Consider the following 17,098-nt stretch of genomic DNA (forward strand, 5'->3'; position numbering starts at 1 on the left):
CCTGCCGTGTCGCATCACGCGCCCCGTCGGTCGATGCGCTGGATGACATGGAGGTCATGGGCTCAGTCCTCTCGTACGGCGTCCGGATTGCCTCGGGTCCGCCACTGTCCCACGAGCCGCACCTCCTCGCCCGACGGTTGACACCATCCGCACCGGCCTCTAGGCACCGCTCCGGCGAGCGCGCACGCCGGCCTGCGCCCGCCCGGTCGTAGGATGGCCGTCTGCGGCCGCCGATCGGCGACGTCAGGATGCCTCGAAGGGGACGACATGGCGACGGAGCTCAGCGCCGAACTCGCGGAGGCGATCCGCCTCGGTTACGAGCGCCGCGATCGCGAGGACATGGCCCCGACCATCCGGTACTTCGGCGAGCTGCTCGCCGCGCATCCGGATCACCCGGTGCTCGTCTACGAGCTGGGCGGTGCGTACGACACCGCCGGTGAAGAGGCGCTCGCGCGCGAGCACTATGAGCGCGCCCTCCGGCTGGGCCTCGAGGGCGACACCCTGCGACGCTGTCTCTGCCAATACGGGAGTACGCTGCGCTGGCTCGGCGAGCTCGACGCGTCGCGCGAGGTACTCGACCGCGCCAGGCGGGAGTTCCCCGCGTCGGACGCGGTGCGCGTGTTCTCCGCGCTCACACGGCTGGACGCCGCTGACGCGGACGGTGCCGTGGCCGAGCTGCTCCAGGTGATCACGGATCACGCGGAGGTGACCGACCTCGGACGGTGGAGCACGGGGCTGCGCGGACTCGCGGGCTGGCTCGCGGCCGGCCGGCTCGAGGACTAGACGAGCCGGCCGGTGGCGCTCAGGCGAGCGAGAGGAAGAGCTTCTCGACCTCGTCGAGGGTCAGCCTCCGGCCGTCCTCGCCCTCGCTGTCGCCGGCGTGGGCTCCCTCGCTCGCCGCCTCGTCGCTCAGGCAGTCCTGCATGGCGTGCGAGATGATCAGGAACCCGGCGCGATCGAGCGCGCCGACCACGGCGGAGAGGCGCTGCACGACCTCGCGGCAGTCGGCACCGGATTCGACCGCCTCGATCACGCCGGCGAGCTGCCCCTGGGCGCGCTTCAGCCGGTTGGCGACGAGGCGATCGGCGGGTTGACGCCGCTCTCCCGTCGGCATTGATCCCGTGGTGTCGGTCATCGTGCCTCCATCGTCTCGGCGGCGGCGTGCTCCGCCGCGCGTCCGGCGGACCAGGTGCGGTACCCGCCGTCGAGGTTCCGCGCGTCCACGCCGTGCTGCACGAGCAGCCGCGCCGCCGTGTGACCGCGCTGGCCGACCTGGCAGTACACCACGACCGGGGCGTCGGGCAGCTCGTCGAGCCGCTCGCGCAGTTCGTCCAGGGGGATGCCGAGGGCGCCGGGGATCGCCCCCGCGGCGCGCTCGGCGTCGCTGCGGACGTCGACCACGGCCGCCCCGTTCAGCTGCAGCGCCGGAAGCTCGTGCCACTGCACGGTCGCGGTGGTCCCGGTGCGCACGTTGTCGGCCACGTACCCGAGCTGATTGATCGGGTCTTTCGCCTGGCCGTACTGCGGCGCGTAGGCGAGCTCGAGCCGGGCGAGGCCCGAAGCGGTGATGCCGCCGGTCATCGCGACGGCGAGCACGTCGATCCGCTTGTCGACCCCGGCCCCGCCGACCGCCTGCGCGCCGAGGATGGCGTCGTCGGCGGGGTCGATCATGAGCTTCAGCGCCATCCGCTCGGCGCCGGGGAAGTAGCCGGCGTGCGACATGGGGTGCGTGTGCACGACCCGGTAGGGCCGGCCGGCGCGCTGCAGGCGTCGCTCGGACCAGCCGAGGGATGCCGCAGTCAGACCGAAGACGCGCACGACGGTCGTGCCGAGCGCGGGGGAGTTGTGCTCCGCCCGCCCGGCGATGACGTCGGCGGCGGTGCGCCCGTGCCGGTTGGCGAGCCCGGCCATCGCCACGAGCGTGTCCTCGCCGTCGAGACCGATCTTCTCGACGCCGTCGCCCACCGCGTAGATGCGGGAATCGCTCGTGCGGTTCTGGGCGTCGACGGCGACGCCGCCGTTCGCCCCGAGCCGGAGCCCGGCCGCCCGGGCGAGCCCGGTGTTGGGGCTCGCCCCGCTCGCGTTCACGATGAGCCTGGGCCGGAGCCGCGCGCCGTCGCTCAGGCGCACCTCGCCCTCTTCGACGGACTGGATCTCGGTCGAGGTGCGCAGCTCGACGCCGTTGGCGCGCAGCTCGTCCTCGACGAGCACCGCGAGCTCGGGGTCGAGCGCGGCGAGCACGTGCGGGCCGCGGTGGACGAGGGTGGTCGGCACGCCTCGGCGCACGAGGTTCTCGGCGGCCTCGACACCGATGTAGCCTCCGCCGACGACGAGCGCGGACCCGTCGCCGTCACGGGGGAGGAGCGCATCGATCGCGTCGACGTCGTCGACCGTGCGGAGGGTGTGCACGGGGATCCCGGGGGCGTCGAGCGGGTGCGCGGCGGCGCCCAGCGCGAGCACGACGACGTCGTAGTCGAGTTCGACGAGGGCGCCGCTGCGGTGGTCCATGACCTCGACCCGACGCGCCTCGGGGTCGATCGCGAGCGCCTCGTGCTGCGTGCGGACATCGAGGCGGAACCGCGCGCCGAGCGACTCGGGGGTGTGCAGCAGCAGCTCGGCGCGGTGCTCGATCTCGCCGCCGACGAAGTAGGGCAGGCCGCAGTTGGCGTACGAGACGTACCGGCTCTGCTCGAGCACGATGATCTCGGCCGACTCGTCGAGTCGTCTGAGCCTCGTCGCCGCGGACATTCCGCCCGCCACGCCACCGATCACGATCACCCGCATACTGGCACTCCTCTCCGGCGACGCAGGGGCGTCGCGGTTCCGTTGTGTACAGTGTAGGCCATACCCCGGGGGTATCCGGGACCTACGAGAGGATCAGCCCATGTGTTCACCCGTCACGTGTCGAAGGTGCGGCAAGACGACCTGGTCGGGATGCGGCCAGCACATCGCGGACGTGAAGCGACGGGTCCCGGCCGGCCAGTGGTGCGACGGCGCGCACGAACCCGCCGAGTCCGGCGGCGGGTTCTTCGCGAAGCTCTTCGGCCGCGGCTAGCCCACGGTGTGGAGCGGTTCGGGTCGCTCGCTCAGGGGCACGCCCAGTAGCCGACGCCGTCGTACACGATCCACTCCAGCGTCTCTGCGGGGCAGGGTCCGCAGTTGCTGTTGTCCGGTCGCGGTGACGTCGGCTGGGGTGCAGCCTCAGCAGGCGCCGGGGCGGCCGCGGGTGCGGCCTCCTCGGCGGAGCCACCCGACCACGAGCCCTCGTCTGACCAGGAGGCGTCGTCTGCCTCCTCGTAGACGACCTCGGCCTCGGCTTCGGCGGCGGCAGCAGCTTCCGCGGCGGCAGCGTCGGCCGCAGCCTTCGCCGCCGCAGCATCCGCTGCAGCCTTCGCCGCCGCAGCGGCGCGAGCCGCTTCGAGACGGGCGTCGTGATCGGCTTGTGCGCTCGCACGGTACCCGGAGACATCCGTCCCCGGGTTGTCGCCGAAGCCCGCCGCGTGCACCGCGACCGCTGGTGCGGCCGCGGGCTGGGCGGCCTGGGCCGCGATGCCGGGCACGAGTGCGCCGGCGAGGATGAACAGGGCGACGACAGTGGGTTTCATACCGCGTGTCCTTCCGTGCATGCACAGCCTCACAGCGGTCGCCGTGAGGCGAACGGTGACTGATCCGAGGGTTGGACACCTGCATTCGCCGACCGAACGGTCGATGAACACGGGCGTCCGCGCCTCAGGCATGCGCGGTACGACGTCAGCTTCGAGCGGGTACTCTCAGCCTCTCGCCCCCGAACGAGTTCCCATCTGCCTTCGATTGTGTCGGATGAGACCGGCCCGGCGAAAGCTCGAAACGTAGCCAGTTCAGGGGACACAGCGACCCGATCGCCTTGACCGACCCCGCGCACCGACCCCACAATGGGGGACGTATCGTCCGTCGGCCAGGAGGAAACGATGTCCGAGTCCGCACCCACCTCGCCCTCGATCGATCCGTTCGGTTCCAGCGAACCGACCGCCCCGAACCCCCCGGCGGATGCCGCCGCCAACGGCGCTGCGCGCCCACGAGGCCCCTGGGGGCGGGACCTCCGATTCATGCTGGTGGTGCTCGCCGCGATCGTCGCGCTCTTCCTCGCGTTCGCCCTGCTCGTCGCCTTCGCGCCGAACGGCGCCGCGATCAGCGCGCTCGCGATCATCGCCGCGCCGATCGCGACCATGGTCGCCGCGTACTACGGCATCTCCCTCGCGCTGAAGCAGGTCGCCGACGCGCGCGAGGCGGCCGAAACGGCCGACGCACGCGCTCGGGCGGCGGAGACCAGCGCGCGCGAGTCGGACGCCTGGGCGGCGCAGATGGAATCCGGCCTCCGCGTCGCCGTCGCGAAGCTCCGCGACGCCGGCCGCGACACGAGCGACGTCGAGCGGGCCGCCGGCACGCCCGACGAGTTCTTCTGAGCCGCCCGCGGCCGGGCCACCGGCTCGGGGTGACGGACTAGAGCTCGGCGAGCAGCGTCATCGGCCGCTCGATGCAGCCCGCGACGAACGTCAGGAACGCGGCCGCCTCCGCGCCGTCGCACACCCGGTGATCGAAGCTCAGCGTGAGCTCCGTCACCGTCCGCGGCACGATCGCGCCGTCGACGACCCACGGCCGTTCGACGAAGCGCCCGACTCCGAGCATCGCCGCCTCGGGGTGGTTGATGATCGCCGCAGAGCCGTCGACGCCGAGCGCGCCGTAGTTGTTCAGCGTGAACGTGCCCCCGCGCAGACGTGCGCCGCCGTGCCCCAGCGCGTCGGGCACGGCCGCGATCGCGTCACGGAGCCCGCGCAGGGTGAGCGCGCCCGCATCGGCGATCACTGGCACGACGAGGCCGCGCGGCCCCTGCGTCGCGACTCCGAGGTGCACCGCGCGGTGCTGCACGATCTCCTCGCGCTCCGAATCGAAGCTCGAGTTCAAGATCGGATGCCGCGCGAGGCCGGCGACCGCGAAGCGCGCGATCAGCGCGGTGAGACCGAACCGCTCGCCCGTCGCCTCGCGCAGTTCGCGCCGCGCCTCGACGAGGCGGGTCGCATCCACGTCGAGCCAGACGGTCGCCTCCGGGATCTCGCGCCGAGAGCGAGTGAACTGGGCCGCGGCGGCGCGGCGCATCCGGTCGAGCGGGATCCGTTCGTCGCGCTCGCTCGACGGGCCGTCCACCGCCGCCGTGCGCGCCGCCTCCGGCTGCGCCGAGCGCTCCGGTCGCGGCGTGTCCGGGGTTGTCGCCCCCGATGCGAGATAGGCCTCGACATCGCGCCGCAGCACGAGATGGTCGGGCCCGGTGCCCTCGAGCCTGCTCGCGTCGAAGCCGTTCTGGCGCGCGAGCCGGCGCACGATCGGCGACACCACGGGGAAGCGTCGCGCCGGGTCGAGGCGCGGGCGCGACGGCGGGCCCCCGGCCGCTCGTGCGGCATCGCGACGGCCGAACCGCCCCGGAGCGCCGACCGGCCGGGTGGCGACGGTGCTCGACATCGTGCCGTAGCCGACGAGCACGGCGCCGGAGGTCTCCTCCGCGGCATCCGTCGTCTCCGGAGCATCCGCGGCCGCTTCCACCGCCGCGTCGCCGCTCGGCTCCAGCGCGAGCAGCACGGCGCCCTCGTGCAGCACCGTGCCGACCTCGCCGCCGAGGCGGCTCACCACGCCGTCGAACGGGCACGGCAGCTGTACGACCGACTTCGCCGATTCCAGCTCGACGACGGGCTGATCGACAGCGACCGTGTCGCCCGGGGCGACGAGCCACGCGACGATCTCGGCCTCGCTCAGCCCCTCGCCGAGGTCGGGAAGCAGGAACTCGCGGCTCATGCGAGGTCCCAGTCCCAGCCGGCGAGCGCGTGCAGCACCCGGTCGGCGGTCGGCAGGTGGAAGGACTCCAGCTTCGGCGAGGGATACGGGATGTCGTACCCCGCGATCCGCAGCACCGGCTCCGCGAGCCAGTGGAAGTTGCGCTCCGTGACGCGGGCCGCCACCTCCGCGCCGTAGCCGCCGAACTGCGCGGCCTCGTGGATGACTGCTGCGCGCGAGGTCTTCCGCACGGATGCGCCCACGGTCTCGTCGTCGAAGGGGGAGAGGCTTCGCAGATCGATCACCTCGATCGAGAGATCCTCCGCGGCGGCGGCGTCCGCGGCATCCAGCGCCGTCTTCACCGTCGGCCCGTAGGCGAGGAGCGTGACGTCGGTCCCTTCGCGGAGCACCAGCGCGCGGTCCATCGGCGCCGTCGTGACCGGCAGCGCGAGCTCGGCCTTGGCCCAGTAGCGGCTCTTCGGCTCCATGAACACGACGGGGTCGTCGCTCGCGATGGCCTCGCGCAGCATCGAGTAGGCGTCGGCCGGGTTCGACGGGGTCACCACCGTCAGTCCCGGGGTCGCGGTCCAGTACGCCTCGGAGGAGTCGGAGTGGTGCTCCACACCGCCGATCGCCCCGGCGCAGGGGATGCGGATCACCATGGGCAGCTGAAGACGTCCCTTCGTGCGGTTCCGCATCTTCGCGACGTGCGAGACGATCTGCTCGAACGCGGGGTAGCTGAACGCGTCGAACTGCATCTCCACGACCGGGCGCAGGCCGTAGATCGCCATGCCGACCGCCGTCCCGACGATGCCGGACTCCGCGAGCGGTGAATCCCAGATCCGTTCCTCCCCGAACTCCGCCTGCAGGCCGTCGGTCACCCGGAAGACGCCGCCCAGCGGGCCGACGTCCTCGCCGTAGACGACGACGCGGTCGTCCTCCGCCATGGCGTCGCGCAGGGCGCGGTTCAGCGCGGCCGCCATGGTGACCGGGCCCGGTCCGGTCCCGGCTTCGGCCGCAGGGGCGGCTTCGGCGAGTGCGCTCATCGGGCGGCCCCGCTCGTCTCGAGGCCGCCGGCCAGCTCGGCGGCGAGCCGTTCGCGCTGCTCGGCGAGCTGGCGCCGCGGAGTCGCGTAGACGTGGTCGAACAGTTCGAGCGGCGAGACCTCCGCCTCGGCGGACATCGCCTCGCGGGTGCGTGCAGCGAGCGCTTCGGCCGCCTCGGTGATCTCCTCGCGCAACCCGTCGCCGAGCGCGCCCTCCGACACGAGGTACTTCTCGAGCCGCTCGATGGGGTCGCGCCGCTTCCAGTGCTCGACCTCGCGCTGCTGCCGGTAGCGCGTCGGGTCGTCCGAGTTGGTGTGCGATTCGACCCGATAGGTGACGCCCTCGATGAACGTCGGGCCGTGGCCGGCGCGGGCGCGCTCGACGGCGGCGCGCGTCACGGCGTAGACGGCGGCGACGTCGTTGCCGTCCACGTGATAGCCGGGCATGCCGTAGCCGACGGCTTTGTCGGCGAACGTGCGGGCGTGCGTCTGCCGCGAGAGCGGCACGCTGATGGCGTACTGGTTGTTCTGCACGAGGAAGACGGTGGGCGTCTGCCAGACGGCGGCGAAGTTGAAGGCCTCGTGCGCGTCGCCCTCGCTCGTCGCGCCGTCGCCGAGGAAGGCGAGCGCGGCGATGGGGTCGCGCCGCAGTCGGGCCGCGTGGCCGAGGCCGACGGCGTGCAGCGCCTGGGTCGCGAGCGGGGTCGCCTGCGCCGCGGTGCGGTGCGCGCGTTGGTCGTAGCCGTTGTGCCAGTCCCCGCGGAACGAGACGAGGATCTCCGCGGGATCGATGCCTCGGGTGAGCAGGGCCACGCTCTCGCGGTAGGTCGGGAAGAGCCAGTCGTCCGCGTCGAGCGCGGAGACGGCGCCGATCTCGCACGCCTCCTGGCCGAGGGCGGAGGGGTAGGTCGCGAGTCGCCCCTGGCGGGTGAGCGCAGTGACCTGCACGTCGAAGCGGCGAGCGATCACCATGCGGCGGTAGAGCTCGACGAGGGTGGCGAGGTCCGGCAGAGCGAATCCGCCGGTGTCGCGGCCGGTCACCGCGTGTCCGGCGTTGTCGAGCAGCCGGAGCGGCTTCTCCGGCGGCAGGGTGCGGGTGGGCGGCAGCTCGACGTTGAGGCTCATGACGCCATCGTGCGGCAGCTTCGCGCCCCGCGGATGTCGTGTCGTGCAAGGAGGAACGAACGGCTCTCGGGCGGCGGAACGCGTGACGCCCGTCCGCCAGGCGGCCGTCAGCTGCGCCAGATGTCCAGGGACTGCGCGGGCGGCCGGCCCTCGATCTCAGCGAGGATGAGGTGCGAGCGCGTGGAGACGACGCCCGGCATGTCGTGGATGTCGCGCAGGATCGCCTGACTCAGCTGCTCGTGGTCGGGCGCGCTGACGGTGAGGATGATGTCGATGTCGCCGGAGACCGCCTGCACCTTCTCGACGAAGGGCAGGGTCGCGAGCTGGTCGACGATCTGCTCCCAGGGCACGTCGCCCACGCGCACCACCACGAGCGCCGAGATCTCGAGCCCGATCGCCTTGCGGTCGATCTGCGCGCCGAAGCCGCTGATCACCCCGCGGCGCTGCAGCGCCTGCAGGCGATTGTGCGCGGCGGTGCGTGAGACGTGCACGCGCTCCGCGAGCGTGCGCACCGAGAGCCGGCCGTCCTGACTGAGCTCGGCGACGATGCGCCGGTCGATGTCGTCGAGCGGTTCGCGGTGCGGCTGGTGCGTGGTCATGGCTCCTGCTGGGTCGTCATCGTCCTCGAGGCTCAGCGTACTCGGTGGCCAGCGCGGCGCGCCGGAGCGAGCGCCGCAGCGGCAGCTCGCGGATGCCTCGGGGGAGCACGCGCCTGGCGACCCCGACGGCGCGGAGCCAGGCCGTGCCGGCCGCGAGGACCCGTGGCGCCGAGGACAGCCCGTAGGCCCGCCGGACCTCCTGGGGGAGGAGGACGGTCGTCATCAGGCGGACCGGGGGCAGCAGCACCCGGACGCCGGGCGGCAGCGCTCGGCCGTCGAGGAGGGCGTGCGCGACCCGTCGCGCGTCGTCGCCCACCTCGAGCTGCGCGAGCCGCTCCGCCCACCACCGATCGAACTCGGCCCTCGTCTCGGGCCAGCCTGCCCGCGTCGCCTGGAGCCTGCCGCCGAGTGCCCCGAGCCGGCGCACGAGGAGATCGGCGTCCGCCGCCGGGAGCCGGCCCACGAGGCGTTCGTGCAGCTGCAGCGTCGTCGCCGCGATCGTGGCGGCCACCCAGCGCTGGGCGTCGGCGTCGAACGCGCTGTAGCGGGCTCCGTCGGCCGTGGCCCGGCCGTGCACCGGGCGGTGGCGCTCGTCGACTCGCCTGGCCATCCGCTCCGCCAGCTCCGGCGAGCCGAAGCCGACGGCGTAGAGGTAGTCGAGGGTCCCGAGCAGGCGGTCGAACGGGCGATGCACGAAGTCGCTGTGGGCCGCGACACCGGCGGCCACCCGCGGGTCGGCGAGTTGGAGCAGGATGGCGGCGGCACCGCCGGCGAGCAGGCTCCCGTCACCGGCATGACGCCGGAACGTCGCCTGCTCGTCGTGCTCCACGCCTCCAGTCTGACACGCGGCGCCTGAGTGCCGGCCAGACGAGGTCCCCTCGAGGCGCCGCCCGGCCGGCTCGACTCGGCTCAGTACCAGTTGACCGCTTCGGAGTGCGCCCAGGCGCCGCACGGGGCGCCGTAGCGGCCGGAGATGTACGCGAGCCCCCACTCGATCTGCGTGGCGGGGTTGGTGCGCCAGTCCGCACCGGCGGACGCCATCTTGCTGCCGGGGAGCGACTGCGGGATGCCGTAGGCGCCGCTCGAGGCGTTGTAGGCGTCGGCGCGCCAGCTGGACTCCCGCGTCCACAGCAGCACGAGGCACTGGTACTCGCCGTCGCCCCAGCCGTACCGCGCGACCGCCTGCCTGGCGTACGCCTTCGCGCCGTCGGGGTCCACGACGATCCCAGGCGGTGGCGCCGGGGTCATCCCTCCGTTCGCCTCGGCCTCGGCCGCGGCCCTGGCGTCGGCTTCGCGCTGGGCGTCGACGCCGATCTGGTAGCGGCGCTCGAGTTCGACCGAGCGGTTGCGGAGGCTGGCCAGCTGGGCGTAGAGCGTGTCGAGGGTGGCCTGCTGCGCCGCGACGTCGGCCTCCGCGCGGGCGTGCGCCGCTTCCGCAGCTTCAGCCTGACTGCGCGCGGCCTCGGCCCGACGCGAGCGTTCGTCCTCGGCGACGGCCGCCTGAGCGCTCAGCGCGTCGGCGTTCGCCTTCGCCTCGGTCGCGACGGCAGCGATCCCCGAGGAGAGGTCGGCGAGCCGTTCGGTGCGGGACAGCGCCATGAGCGTTCGGCTCGGGTCGCCGCCCGCCTCGGCGTGCGCGCTCTCGCTGAGCAGCGTGAGCAGGCTGTTTGTCGAGCCGGAGCGGGCGAGCAGGGCGGACGCCCGGCCGAACTGCGCCGCCGCCTCGACCGCGGTGCTGCTGGCCGTCTCCGCCGAGGCCTGGAGCTCCTCGGCGCGGTCGCTCGCCTCCGCGAGGGCGGCGTCCGCTGCGGCGGACTCCGAGGCCGCGACGACGGCCGCGTCCCCGAGCCGGCCGGACTCCGCCTGGAGCGAGGCGACGAGGGCGTCGATCCGCTCGGCCTCCGCGGTGCGGCTGGCCACGTCGGACTTCGCCGCCTCGACCTCGTCCCAGCTCGGGTAGTCCTCGGCGAGCGCGGCGGTCGGCGTCGCCACGGCAAGCAGCCCGGCCAGCATGAGCGCAGCACCTGCCGCGGCGCCGCGCTGGAGCGTGCGGCGAGAACGCATCAGAAATCCACCTCCGCGGTCGTCGGCGCGGCGAGTCTACCCGCGGCCTCCTCGGGCGCCGGATGGGACACGCCCCGTAGACTCGATGGCCATGCAGAGCACACGCGCCGGGCTGCTCGCCCTCCTCGCCGTCGGCGTCCTGGCCGTCTCGGCGTGCAGTGCCGCACCCGCGCCATCGGCTCCGGCGTCGCCGCCGACCCCGTCGGCATCGCCGACCCCGCCGCCTCCGCCGACCGCGGCCGAGTGGGCGGCGGAGCGCCTCGACGACATGAGTCTCGAGCAGAAGGCCGCGTCGCTCCTCATGCTGCATGCACCGGGGATCGAGCCGGGCCCGCTCCGCGCGCTCGCCGAGCAGGGCATCGGCGGGCTCATCCTGATGGGCGACAACATCCCCGCGGACGCCGACGCCCTCGCAGCGCTCACCTCCGCCGTGCAGCTCGATCCCGAGGCGCGCACGCTCATCGCGATCGATGAGGAGGGCGGCGACGTGCGGCGACTCCCGTGGGACCCGGCGCCGGGCGCGGACGCGCTGCGGGGCGGCTCGGCGGCCGAGGCGACCGACGCGTTCCGCACTCGTGGCGAGGTGCTCGCCGCCGCGGGCATCGACGTGAACTTCGGCATCGTGGCCGACGTCACCGACGACCCGGACTCCTTCATCTCCAGTCGCGTCCTCGGCCTCGATGCCGCCTCGGCCTCCCCGCTGGTCGCCGGTGCGGTGCAGGGGGAGCAGGGCCTCGTGGCGTCCACGCTCAAGCACTTCCCCGGTCACGGGCAGGCACCCGGGGACTCCCATGAGAGCCTCCCGACGAGCCCGCTCGACCTCGCCGGATGGCGGTCGATCGCCGCGCCGCCGTTCCAGGCCGGGATCGACGCCGGCACTGAGCTCGTCATGACCGGCCACCTCGTCTTCCCGGCCGTCGACCCGGCTCCCGCGTCGCTGTCGACGGAGTGGCATCGCATCCTCCGCGAGGAGCTCGGCTTCGAAGGCGTGGTGGTGACCGACGATCTGCTCATGCTGCAGCACAACGGGCTCGAGGAGTACCAGGACCCGGGGGAGAACGCGATCCGCGCGGTCGCCTCGGGCTCGGACCTGCTGCTGTACGTGCTGCCGGCCGATCCGTCGGAGTTCGGCATCTCCGTCGACGGGCTGACGGCCGCGATCGCCGACGCCGTGCGCTCGGGGCGCATCTCCGAGGCCCGCCTCGACGAGGCGGCGCTCCGGGTGCTGACGCTGCGCCGCGAGCTCGCGGCCGACTGAGCGCGGCCGTACGCGCGGCGATCGCAGCGGCGCAGAAATTTTTCGTATGCGTTGGAATACATCTCGGGATTCCATGCGTTGTCATCGAAGCGGGCCGACCGGCCCCGACGAATCGACATCGGAGACCACCCTCATGACGACGACCGCACCCACCATCGACATCCCCGGCTACCGCGCCGGCACCTGGACCATCGACCCCGCCCACAGTGAGGTCGGCTTCCAGATCCGCCACCTCATGATCAGCAAGGTCAAGGGCAAGTTCGAGCGCTTCGACGCCACCTTCGTGACCGCGGAGAACCCGCTCGACTCGTCCGTGACCGCCTCCGCCGAGGTCGCGTCCGTGTCGACGAACGAGCCCAACCGCGACGCGCACCTGCGCACCGGGGACTTCTTCGAGGCCGAGACCTACCCGACGATCGACTTCGTCTCGACCGGCGTCCGCGTCGAGGGCGGCGACTTCAAGGTCGACGGCGACCTCACCATCCGCGGAATCACGAAGCCCGTCACCTTCGACTTCGACTTCGGCGGCTTCGGCGGCGACCCCTACGGCAACTACAAGGCCGGCGCGACCGCCAAGGCCGTCATCAACCGCGAGGACTTCGGCCTGCACTACAACGCGGCGCTCGAGACCGGCGGCGTGCTCCTCGGCGACCAGGTGACCATCACCCTGGAGCTGCAGGCGCAGCTCGCGCAGTAGTCTCGCGCGAAGACGAGGGGCCGGGCGCTGCGATCGCCCGGCCCCTCGTCGCGTCAGCGGATGCCGAGCGCGCCGATCGCCCTGCGCGTCAGCCCGCGAGCACCACGTCGTCGAGTGTCAGCGACCAGAACGCCGCCCAGCGCTCGAACGCGGGACGGAACTCGTCCAGCGACGGCATCGCGTCGAACGCGGTGACGTCGATCCCGACCGCGCCACGGCGGGGCGGCCGCCGCTTCCACGTGCCCACGACCTCGCCGTCCGCCACGAGCAGCGGCAGGAACAAGCCGTTCTTGCCGGGCACGACCCGCAGCGCATCGGCCTCGGAGCAGAACGCCGAACGATCGCCGTAGCCGAGGAAGTACTCGTCGAACGGCGCCAGCACCTGGCGTCCCGCCGGCGCCGTCGGCGCCGATGAGGCATCCGCCGCGAGGTAGCGCTCCGCGTCGTACGCGACGACCGCGTCGCCCGCCGCGGCGAGCCCCGTGCGGGCCTGCGCCATCGTGAGCCCGCCCCACCAGGCGAAGTCGCGCACCGTGACCGGGCCGTGGCCGCGCACGTAGCCCACGAAGAACCGCCCCAGCGCCTCGTCGTCGTCGAGGGCCGGACCGGGCGCGGCCGGCGACCACTCGTCGAGGAGCGCGAAGCGCTGCCTCGCCCGCGTCTCGATCGGCCCGCAGCAGAGCAGCCCCTCGTTCGCGAGGCGCCAGAGCAGGTGGTAGCCGCGCTGACCTTCGATCGGGATGCCGGCGCGGTTCCACGCGGCCTGGAGCTCCTCGCGCGTGGCCGATCTGCCGCCCTCGAGCTCGGCGACCGCCACCGCGCGCGCCCGAGCGGCCACCTCGTCGTCGAGTCCTTCGCGCCGGTGGATGGTCGTCGCCCGCTGGAGCACGCGCTCCGCCGTCAAGCGGAGGATCGGCCGATACAGCTCCGGCGAGACGAAGTGCAGCGTGCCACGCATCGGCCACGAGCGCAGCAGCTCGGCGCGGTCGATCGCCTCGTCGATGCGCGCCTCGGAGCTGCCAGGGATGCGGGCGCCGAGCACCCACTTCGCCGCCGCCAGGTCTTGCGCCTGCACGCAGACGAGGCGGTCGACCACCTGGGCGGGGGAGGCGAAGCCGGTATCGAGTCCCTGGGCCGCGAGCCGCGCCGCCCGGACGGTTCTGGGATCGGCATCCGCCGTCGGGGAAGTCGTCATGCCCAGAGTCTGCCGGAGCCCGCCGACGCCGAGCGGCGACGCACCGCCCGCGAGCGCGATAGACTGGGAGGCTGTGCCGCTCGGCACACCATCCCCATCCCTCCAGGAGGCCCCGCCGTGCTCGCCGTCACCGATCTCGAGATCCGCGTCGGCGCCCGGCTGCTCATGGAGGACGTCGCCTTCCGTGTGAGCCCGGGCGACAAGATCGGCCTCGTCGGACGCAACGGTGCGGGCAAGACCACCCTCACGAAGACGCTCGCGGGGGAGACGCTTCCGACGGGCGGCCGCATCGACCGCTCCGGCGAGATCGGCTACCTCCCGCAGGACCCGCGCTCGGGCGATCCCGAGATGCTCGCCCGCACGCGCATCCTCGACGCCCGCGGCCTCGGCACCCTCGTGCTCGGCATGCGCGAAGCCTCCGAGCAGATGGGCTCCGACGACCCCGCCGTCGCCGAGAAGGCCATGAAGCGCTACGGAACGCTCACCGACCGCTTCACCGCGCTCGGCGGCTACGCGGCCGAGGCGGAGGCGGCGTCGATCGCCTCGAACCTCAACCTTCCCGACCGCATCCTCGACCAGCCGCTGAAGACGCTCTCCGGCGGCCAGCGACGACGCATCGAGCTCGCGCGCATCCTGTTCTCCGACGCCGAGACGATGATCCTCGACGAGCCGACCAACCACCTCGACGCCGACTCCGTCGTCTGGCTGCGCGAGTTCCTGAAGAACTACCGCGGCGGCGTGATCGTGATCAGCCACGACGTCGAGCTCGTCGGCGAGGTCGTCAACCGGGTGTTCTACCTGGATGCGAACCGTTCGGTCATCGACATCTACAACATGGGCTGGAAGCACTACCTGCGCCAGCGCGCCGCCGACGAGGAGCGCCGTAAGAAGGAGCGCGCCAACGCCGAGAAGAAGGCCGACGCGCTGCGCCTGCAGGCGGCCAAGTTCGGGGCGAAGGCCTCGAAGGCCGCCGCGGCGCACCAGATGGTCGCCCGAGCCGACAAGCTGCTCGCCGGGCTCGAGGAGGTGCGCGCCGTCGACCGCGTTGCGAAGCTGCGCTTCCCGACGCCCGCGGCCTGCGGGCGCACCCCGCTGCAGGCGTCGGATCTCTCGAAGAGCTACGGCTCGCTCGAGATCTTCACGGCCGTCGACCTCGCCATCGACCGCGGCTCGAAGGTCGTCATCATCGGCCTGAACGGCGCCGGCAAGACGACCCTCCTGCGCATCCTCGCGGGCGTCGACCAGCCCGACACGGGGCAGCTCGAGCCCGGGCACGGCCTCCGCATCGGCTACTTCGCGCAGGAGCACGAGACGATCGACGTGAAGCGCACGGTGCTCGAGAACATGGTCTCCTCCTCGCCGGCGCTCACCGAGACCGAGGCGCGCAAGGTGCTGGGTTCCTTCCTCTTCACGGGCGACGACGTGCACAAGCCGGCCGGCGTGCTCTCCGGCGGCGAGAAGACCCGGCTCGCGCTGGCGATGATCGTCGTCTCGGGCGCCAACGTGCTGCTCCTCGACGAGCCGACGAACAACCTCGACCCGGCGAGCCGCGAGGAGATCCTCGACGCGCTCGCGCACTTCGAGGGCGCCGTGGTGCTCGTCTCGCACGACCCGGGTGCGGTCGAGGCGCTGAACCCCGAGCGGGTGCTGATCCTGCCCGACGGCGTCGAGGACCACTGGAGCGCCGAGTACCAGGAGCTCATCGAGCTCGCCTGAGCAGTCCGGCGCTGCGGCGCGGTCCGGCGCTGCGGCGTCGGCCGTGACGCGGCACGCCTGCGTCGCTCCGGCCCCGGCGCGGTCTCAGCGCCGGTCGAGGATCTCGTCCTCGGCGTCCGCGTCGTGGTCGCGCTTCGCCGGCTCCTTCCGCCGGGGTGCGCGGTGCTGGGTGCGCGCGGGTGGCGTCGCGCCATCCGTCTCGACCTCGTCGAGCCCGACCTCCTCGCGCGCCTTGCGCTCCTGGTTCGCCGCCCAGCCGAGGCCGATGAAGGCGAGCAGCGCGAAGACGTACCACTGCAGCGCGTAGGAGAGGTGGGGCCCCTCGTCCCGCTCGGGGCGCGGGGCGGCGAGCGGAGGCTCCGCGGCATCCGCTCCGTCCTGCACGAGGATGCCGTAGGCGCCGGTATAGCTCGGCGCGCCCACCCGTTCGGCGAGCTCCTCGAGGTCGATCGTCGCGAACTCGCGCCCCGTCGAGGTGCGGCCGGCGATGCGGCCCTCGCCCGCCTTGAGCCGAGCGGTCACGTCGACCTCACCGCTCGGCGGCGCAGGCACCTCGCTCGGTCGACCGTCGGAGTTCTGCGCGACCCAGCCGCGGTCGACCATGAAGACGTCGCCGTTGTCGAGCCGGAAGGGGGTGACCACCTCGAAGCCGGTCGTGCCGGAGAACGGTCGATTGCGGACGACGACCTCGTCATCCACGAGGTACTCGCCGCGGAGCTCCACGACCTGCCAACGCTGCTCGACGTCGAAGGCGTCGAGCTCCGGCAGCGCCTCGTCCAGCGGGATCGGTTCGGCGTCGTAGTTGGCGTCGATGCGGGCCACCTCCGCGAGCGCCTCGGCTCGACGGTTCAGCTGCCAGGTGCCGAGGGCGGAGCAGACGATCGCGAACACGATGACGAGGGCGAGGTAGCCGGCCCAGCGCGGGGCGATCAGGAAGCGCCAGCGGCTCATTCATCTCCTCCGGGAGCGGCGGCCGGCGGGACGAACCGGCTGACGGCGACGGGAAAGCTGCGGGCCTCGACGAAGCCGCGAAGGTATTCGACGTGGTCGTCGCAGGCGAGCCAGGTCTTCGTGCGGCCGTCGGTGTGGATGCGTGGATTGCTCCACTCGACCCGCCACCCGGCGGGCGCGCTGCAGCCGGCCCGCGAGCAGATGACCTCCGTGGGGCTTCCGCCCAGACCGCCGATCATGCCCGGTCCCCAGTGGATGCATCGGGGCCGCGGGGGCCGTCGTCGTCTCGGGGGTGCGTGGGCGCAGCGGGAAGGGCGCGCTCGGGGGAGACGATCTGCCCGGCGCGGCCGGTGCCCTGCGCGTTCGCGAGCACGACGGCGACGTAGGGCAGGAAGATGGCGCCCGCCGCGAAGATCGCCATCCACCAGCCCTGCACGAACAGCATGGCGAAGATGCATCCGACGCGGATCGTCATCGCGATCGTGTACTTGAGCATGCGCGCGCGCCGCTCCTGATCCGGGGAGGGCGGCAGCGAGGTGATCGACTGCTGCTTCATGATGGTCGCCGGGCTCTGACGGCGCTCCTCCTCTCAAGCCTACGTCCGTCTCGGCCGAGCGGATGCCGGGAATGGACGACGTTCTATGCT

General features: G+C 72.9%; 18 protein-coding genes. 5 read left to right on the forward strand and 13 right to left on the reverse strand.

Going from position 1 to position 17,098, the window contains the following annotated elements; translation table 11 throughout:
* Positions 1-267 precede the first annotated feature (267 nt).
* The gene (locus MTP13_RS13985; RefSeq protein WP_243568315.1) at positions 268-783 is read left to right on the forward strand and encodes a tetratricopeptide repeat protein; all 516 of its coding nucleotides are present in this window, start codon (positions 268-270) and stop codon (positions 781-783) included.
* A 19-nt stretch (positions 784-802) separates the two neighbouring features.
* Here MTP13_RS13985 and MTP13_RS13990 read toward each other — a convergent pair whose 3' ends face one another.
* The 3 genes from MTP13_RS13990 to MTP13_RS14000 all read right to left on the reverse strand — a co-directional run bounded on the left by MTP13_RS13990 (position 803) and on the right by MTP13_RS14000 (position 3,605).
* Positions 803-1,135 (reverse strand): metal-sensitive transcriptional regulator, encoded by a 333-nt coding sequence (locus MTP13_RS13990; RefSeq protein ID WP_243568316.1) that lies wholly within the window; start codon positions 1,133-1,135, stop codon positions 803-805.
* Entirely contained in the window at positions 1,132-2,784 is a 1,653-nt protein-coding gene (locus tag MTP13_RS13995; RefSeq protein WP_243568317.1) for an FAD-dependent oxidoreductase, read from the reverse strand. The genes MTP13_RS13990 and MTP13_RS13995 overlap by 4 nt, the downstream gene beginning before the upstream one ends.
* A gap of 302 nt (positions 2,785-3,086) precedes the next feature.
* Positions 3,087-3,605: a hypothetical protein gene (locus MTP13_RS14000; RefSeq protein WP_243568318.1), complete on the reverse strand. Its 519-nt coding sequence runs from the start codon at positions 3,603-3,605 to the stop codon at positions 3,087-3,089.
* A gap of 342 nt (positions 3,606-3,947) precedes the next feature.
* Here MTP13_RS14000 and MTP13_RS14005 point away from each other — a divergent pair, with 342 nt between their 5' ends.
* Entirely contained in the window at positions 3,948-4,442 is a 495-nt protein-coding gene (locus MTP13_RS14005; protein ID WP_243568319.1) for a hypothetical protein, read from the forward strand.
* Between the two features lie 37 nt (positions 4,443-4,479).
* Here MTP13_RS14005 and MTP13_RS14010 read toward each other — a convergent pair whose 3' ends face one another.
* The 6 genes from MTP13_RS14010 to MTP13_RS14035 form a co-directional block, all read right to left on the reverse strand.
* Positions 4,480-5,823, reverse strand: a complete 1,344-nt coding sequence (locus tag MTP13_RS14010; protein ID WP_243568320.1) for a dihydrolipoamide acetyltransferase family protein — start codon at positions 5,821-5,823, stop codon at positions 4,480-4,482.
* Positions 5,820-6,848 carry an alpha-ketoacid dehydrogenase subunit beta gene (locus MTP13_RS14015; RefSeq protein ID WP_243568321.1) on the reverse strand — a complete coding sequence of 343 codons (1,029 nt, stop codon included), beginning with the start codon at positions 6,846-6,848 and terminating at the stop codon, positions 5,820-5,822. Before MTP13_RS14015 ends, MTP13_RS14010 begins: the two co-directional genes overlap by 4 nt.
* A complete protein-coding gene (gene pdhA, locus MTP13_RS14020; RefSeq protein ID WP_243568322.1) occupies positions 6,845-7,972 on the reverse strand; it encodes a pyruvate dehydrogenase (acetyl-transferring) E1 component subunit alpha in 1,128 nt (375 codons plus the stop codon). Before pdhA ends, MTP13_RS14015 begins: the two co-directional genes overlap by 4 nt.
* A 107-nt stretch (positions 7,973-8,079) precedes the next feature.
* Positions 8,080-8,571 (reverse strand): Lrp/AsnC family transcriptional regulator, encoded by a 492-nt coding sequence (locus MTP13_RS14025; protein ID WP_243568323.1) that lies wholly within the window; start codon positions 8,569-8,571, stop codon positions 8,080-8,082.
* A gap of 16 nt (positions 8,572-8,587) precedes the next feature.
* Positions 8,588-9,400: an oxygenase MpaB family protein gene (locus MTP13_RS14030; protein WP_243568324.1), complete on the reverse strand. Its 813-nt coding sequence runs from the start codon at positions 9,398-9,400 to the stop codon at positions 8,588-8,590.
* Between the two features lie 80 nt (positions 9,401-9,480).
* On the reverse strand, positions 9,481-10,635 hold the full coding sequence (locus MTP13_RS14035; RefSeq protein ID WP_243568325.1) for an aggregation-promoting factor C-terminal-like domain-containing protein: 1,155 nt from the start codon (positions 10,633-10,635) through the stop codon (positions 9,481-9,483).
* Between the two features lie 91 nt (positions 10,636-10,726).
* Here MTP13_RS14035 and MTP13_RS14040 point away from each other — a divergent pair, with 91 nt between their 5' ends.
* Positions 10,727-11,893 (forward strand): glycoside hydrolase family 3 N-terminal domain-containing protein, encoded by a 1,167-nt coding sequence (locus MTP13_RS14040; protein WP_243568326.1) that lies wholly within the window; start codon positions 10,727-10,729, stop codon positions 11,891-11,893.
* A gap of 133 nt (positions 11,894-12,026) precedes the next feature.
* Positions 12,027-12,590 (forward strand): YceI family protein, encoded by a 564-nt coding sequence (locus tag MTP13_RS14045; RefSeq protein ID WP_243568327.1) that lies wholly within the window; start codon positions 12,027-12,029, stop codon positions 12,588-12,590.
* A gap of 88 nt (positions 12,591-12,678) precedes the next feature.
* Here the strand turns inward: MTP13_RS14045 and MTP13_RS14050 are convergent, their stop codons facing one another.
* A complete protein-coding gene (locus tag MTP13_RS14050) occupies positions 12,679-13,785 on the reverse strand; it encodes a winged helix DNA-binding domain-containing protein (protein WP_243568328.1) in 1,107 nt (368 codons plus the stop codon).
* 117 nt (positions 13,786-13,902) lie between these two features.
* Here MTP13_RS14050 and MTP13_RS14055 point away from each other — a divergent pair, with 117 nt between their 5' ends.
* Positions 13,903-15,501, forward strand: coding sequence for an ABC-F family ATP-binding cassette domain-containing protein (locus MTP13_RS14055; protein ID WP_243568329.1), 1,599 nt, complete (start codon positions 13,903-13,905; stop codon positions 15,499-15,501).
* 84 nt (positions 15,502-15,585) lie between these two features.
* Here MTP13_RS14055 and MTP13_RS14060 read toward each other — a convergent pair whose 3' ends face one another.
* The 3 genes from MTP13_RS14060 to MTP13_RS14070 are packed head-to-tail and all read right to left on the reverse strand — an operon-like array spanning position 15,586 to position 17,008.
* A complete protein-coding gene (locus MTP13_RS14060) occupies positions 15,586-16,452 on the reverse strand; it encodes an SURF1 family cytochrome oxidase biogenesis protein (protein WP_243568330.1) in 867 nt (288 codons plus the stop codon).
* Positions 16,449-16,691 carry a hypothetical protein gene (locus MTP13_RS14065; RefSeq protein ID WP_243568331.1) on the reverse strand — a complete coding sequence of 81 codons (243 nt, stop codon included), beginning with the start codon at positions 16,689-16,691 and terminating at the stop codon, positions 16,449-16,451. The genes MTP13_RS14060 and MTP13_RS14065 overlap by 4 nt, the downstream gene beginning before the upstream one ends.
* Positions 16,688-17,008 carry a DUF3099 domain-containing protein gene (locus MTP13_RS14070; RefSeq protein ID WP_243568332.1) on the reverse strand — a complete coding sequence of 107 codons (321 nt, stop codon included), beginning with the start codon at positions 17,006-17,008 and terminating at the stop codon, positions 16,688-16,690. Before MTP13_RS14070 ends, MTP13_RS14065 begins: the two co-directional genes overlap by 4 nt.
* Positions 17,009-17,098 lie beyond the last annotated feature (90 nt).

The sequence above is a fragment of the Agromyces soli genome (assembly GCF_022811605.1).
Lineage (GTDB): Bacteria > Actinomycetota > Actinomycetes > Actinomycetales > Microbacteriaceae > Agromyces > Agromyces soli.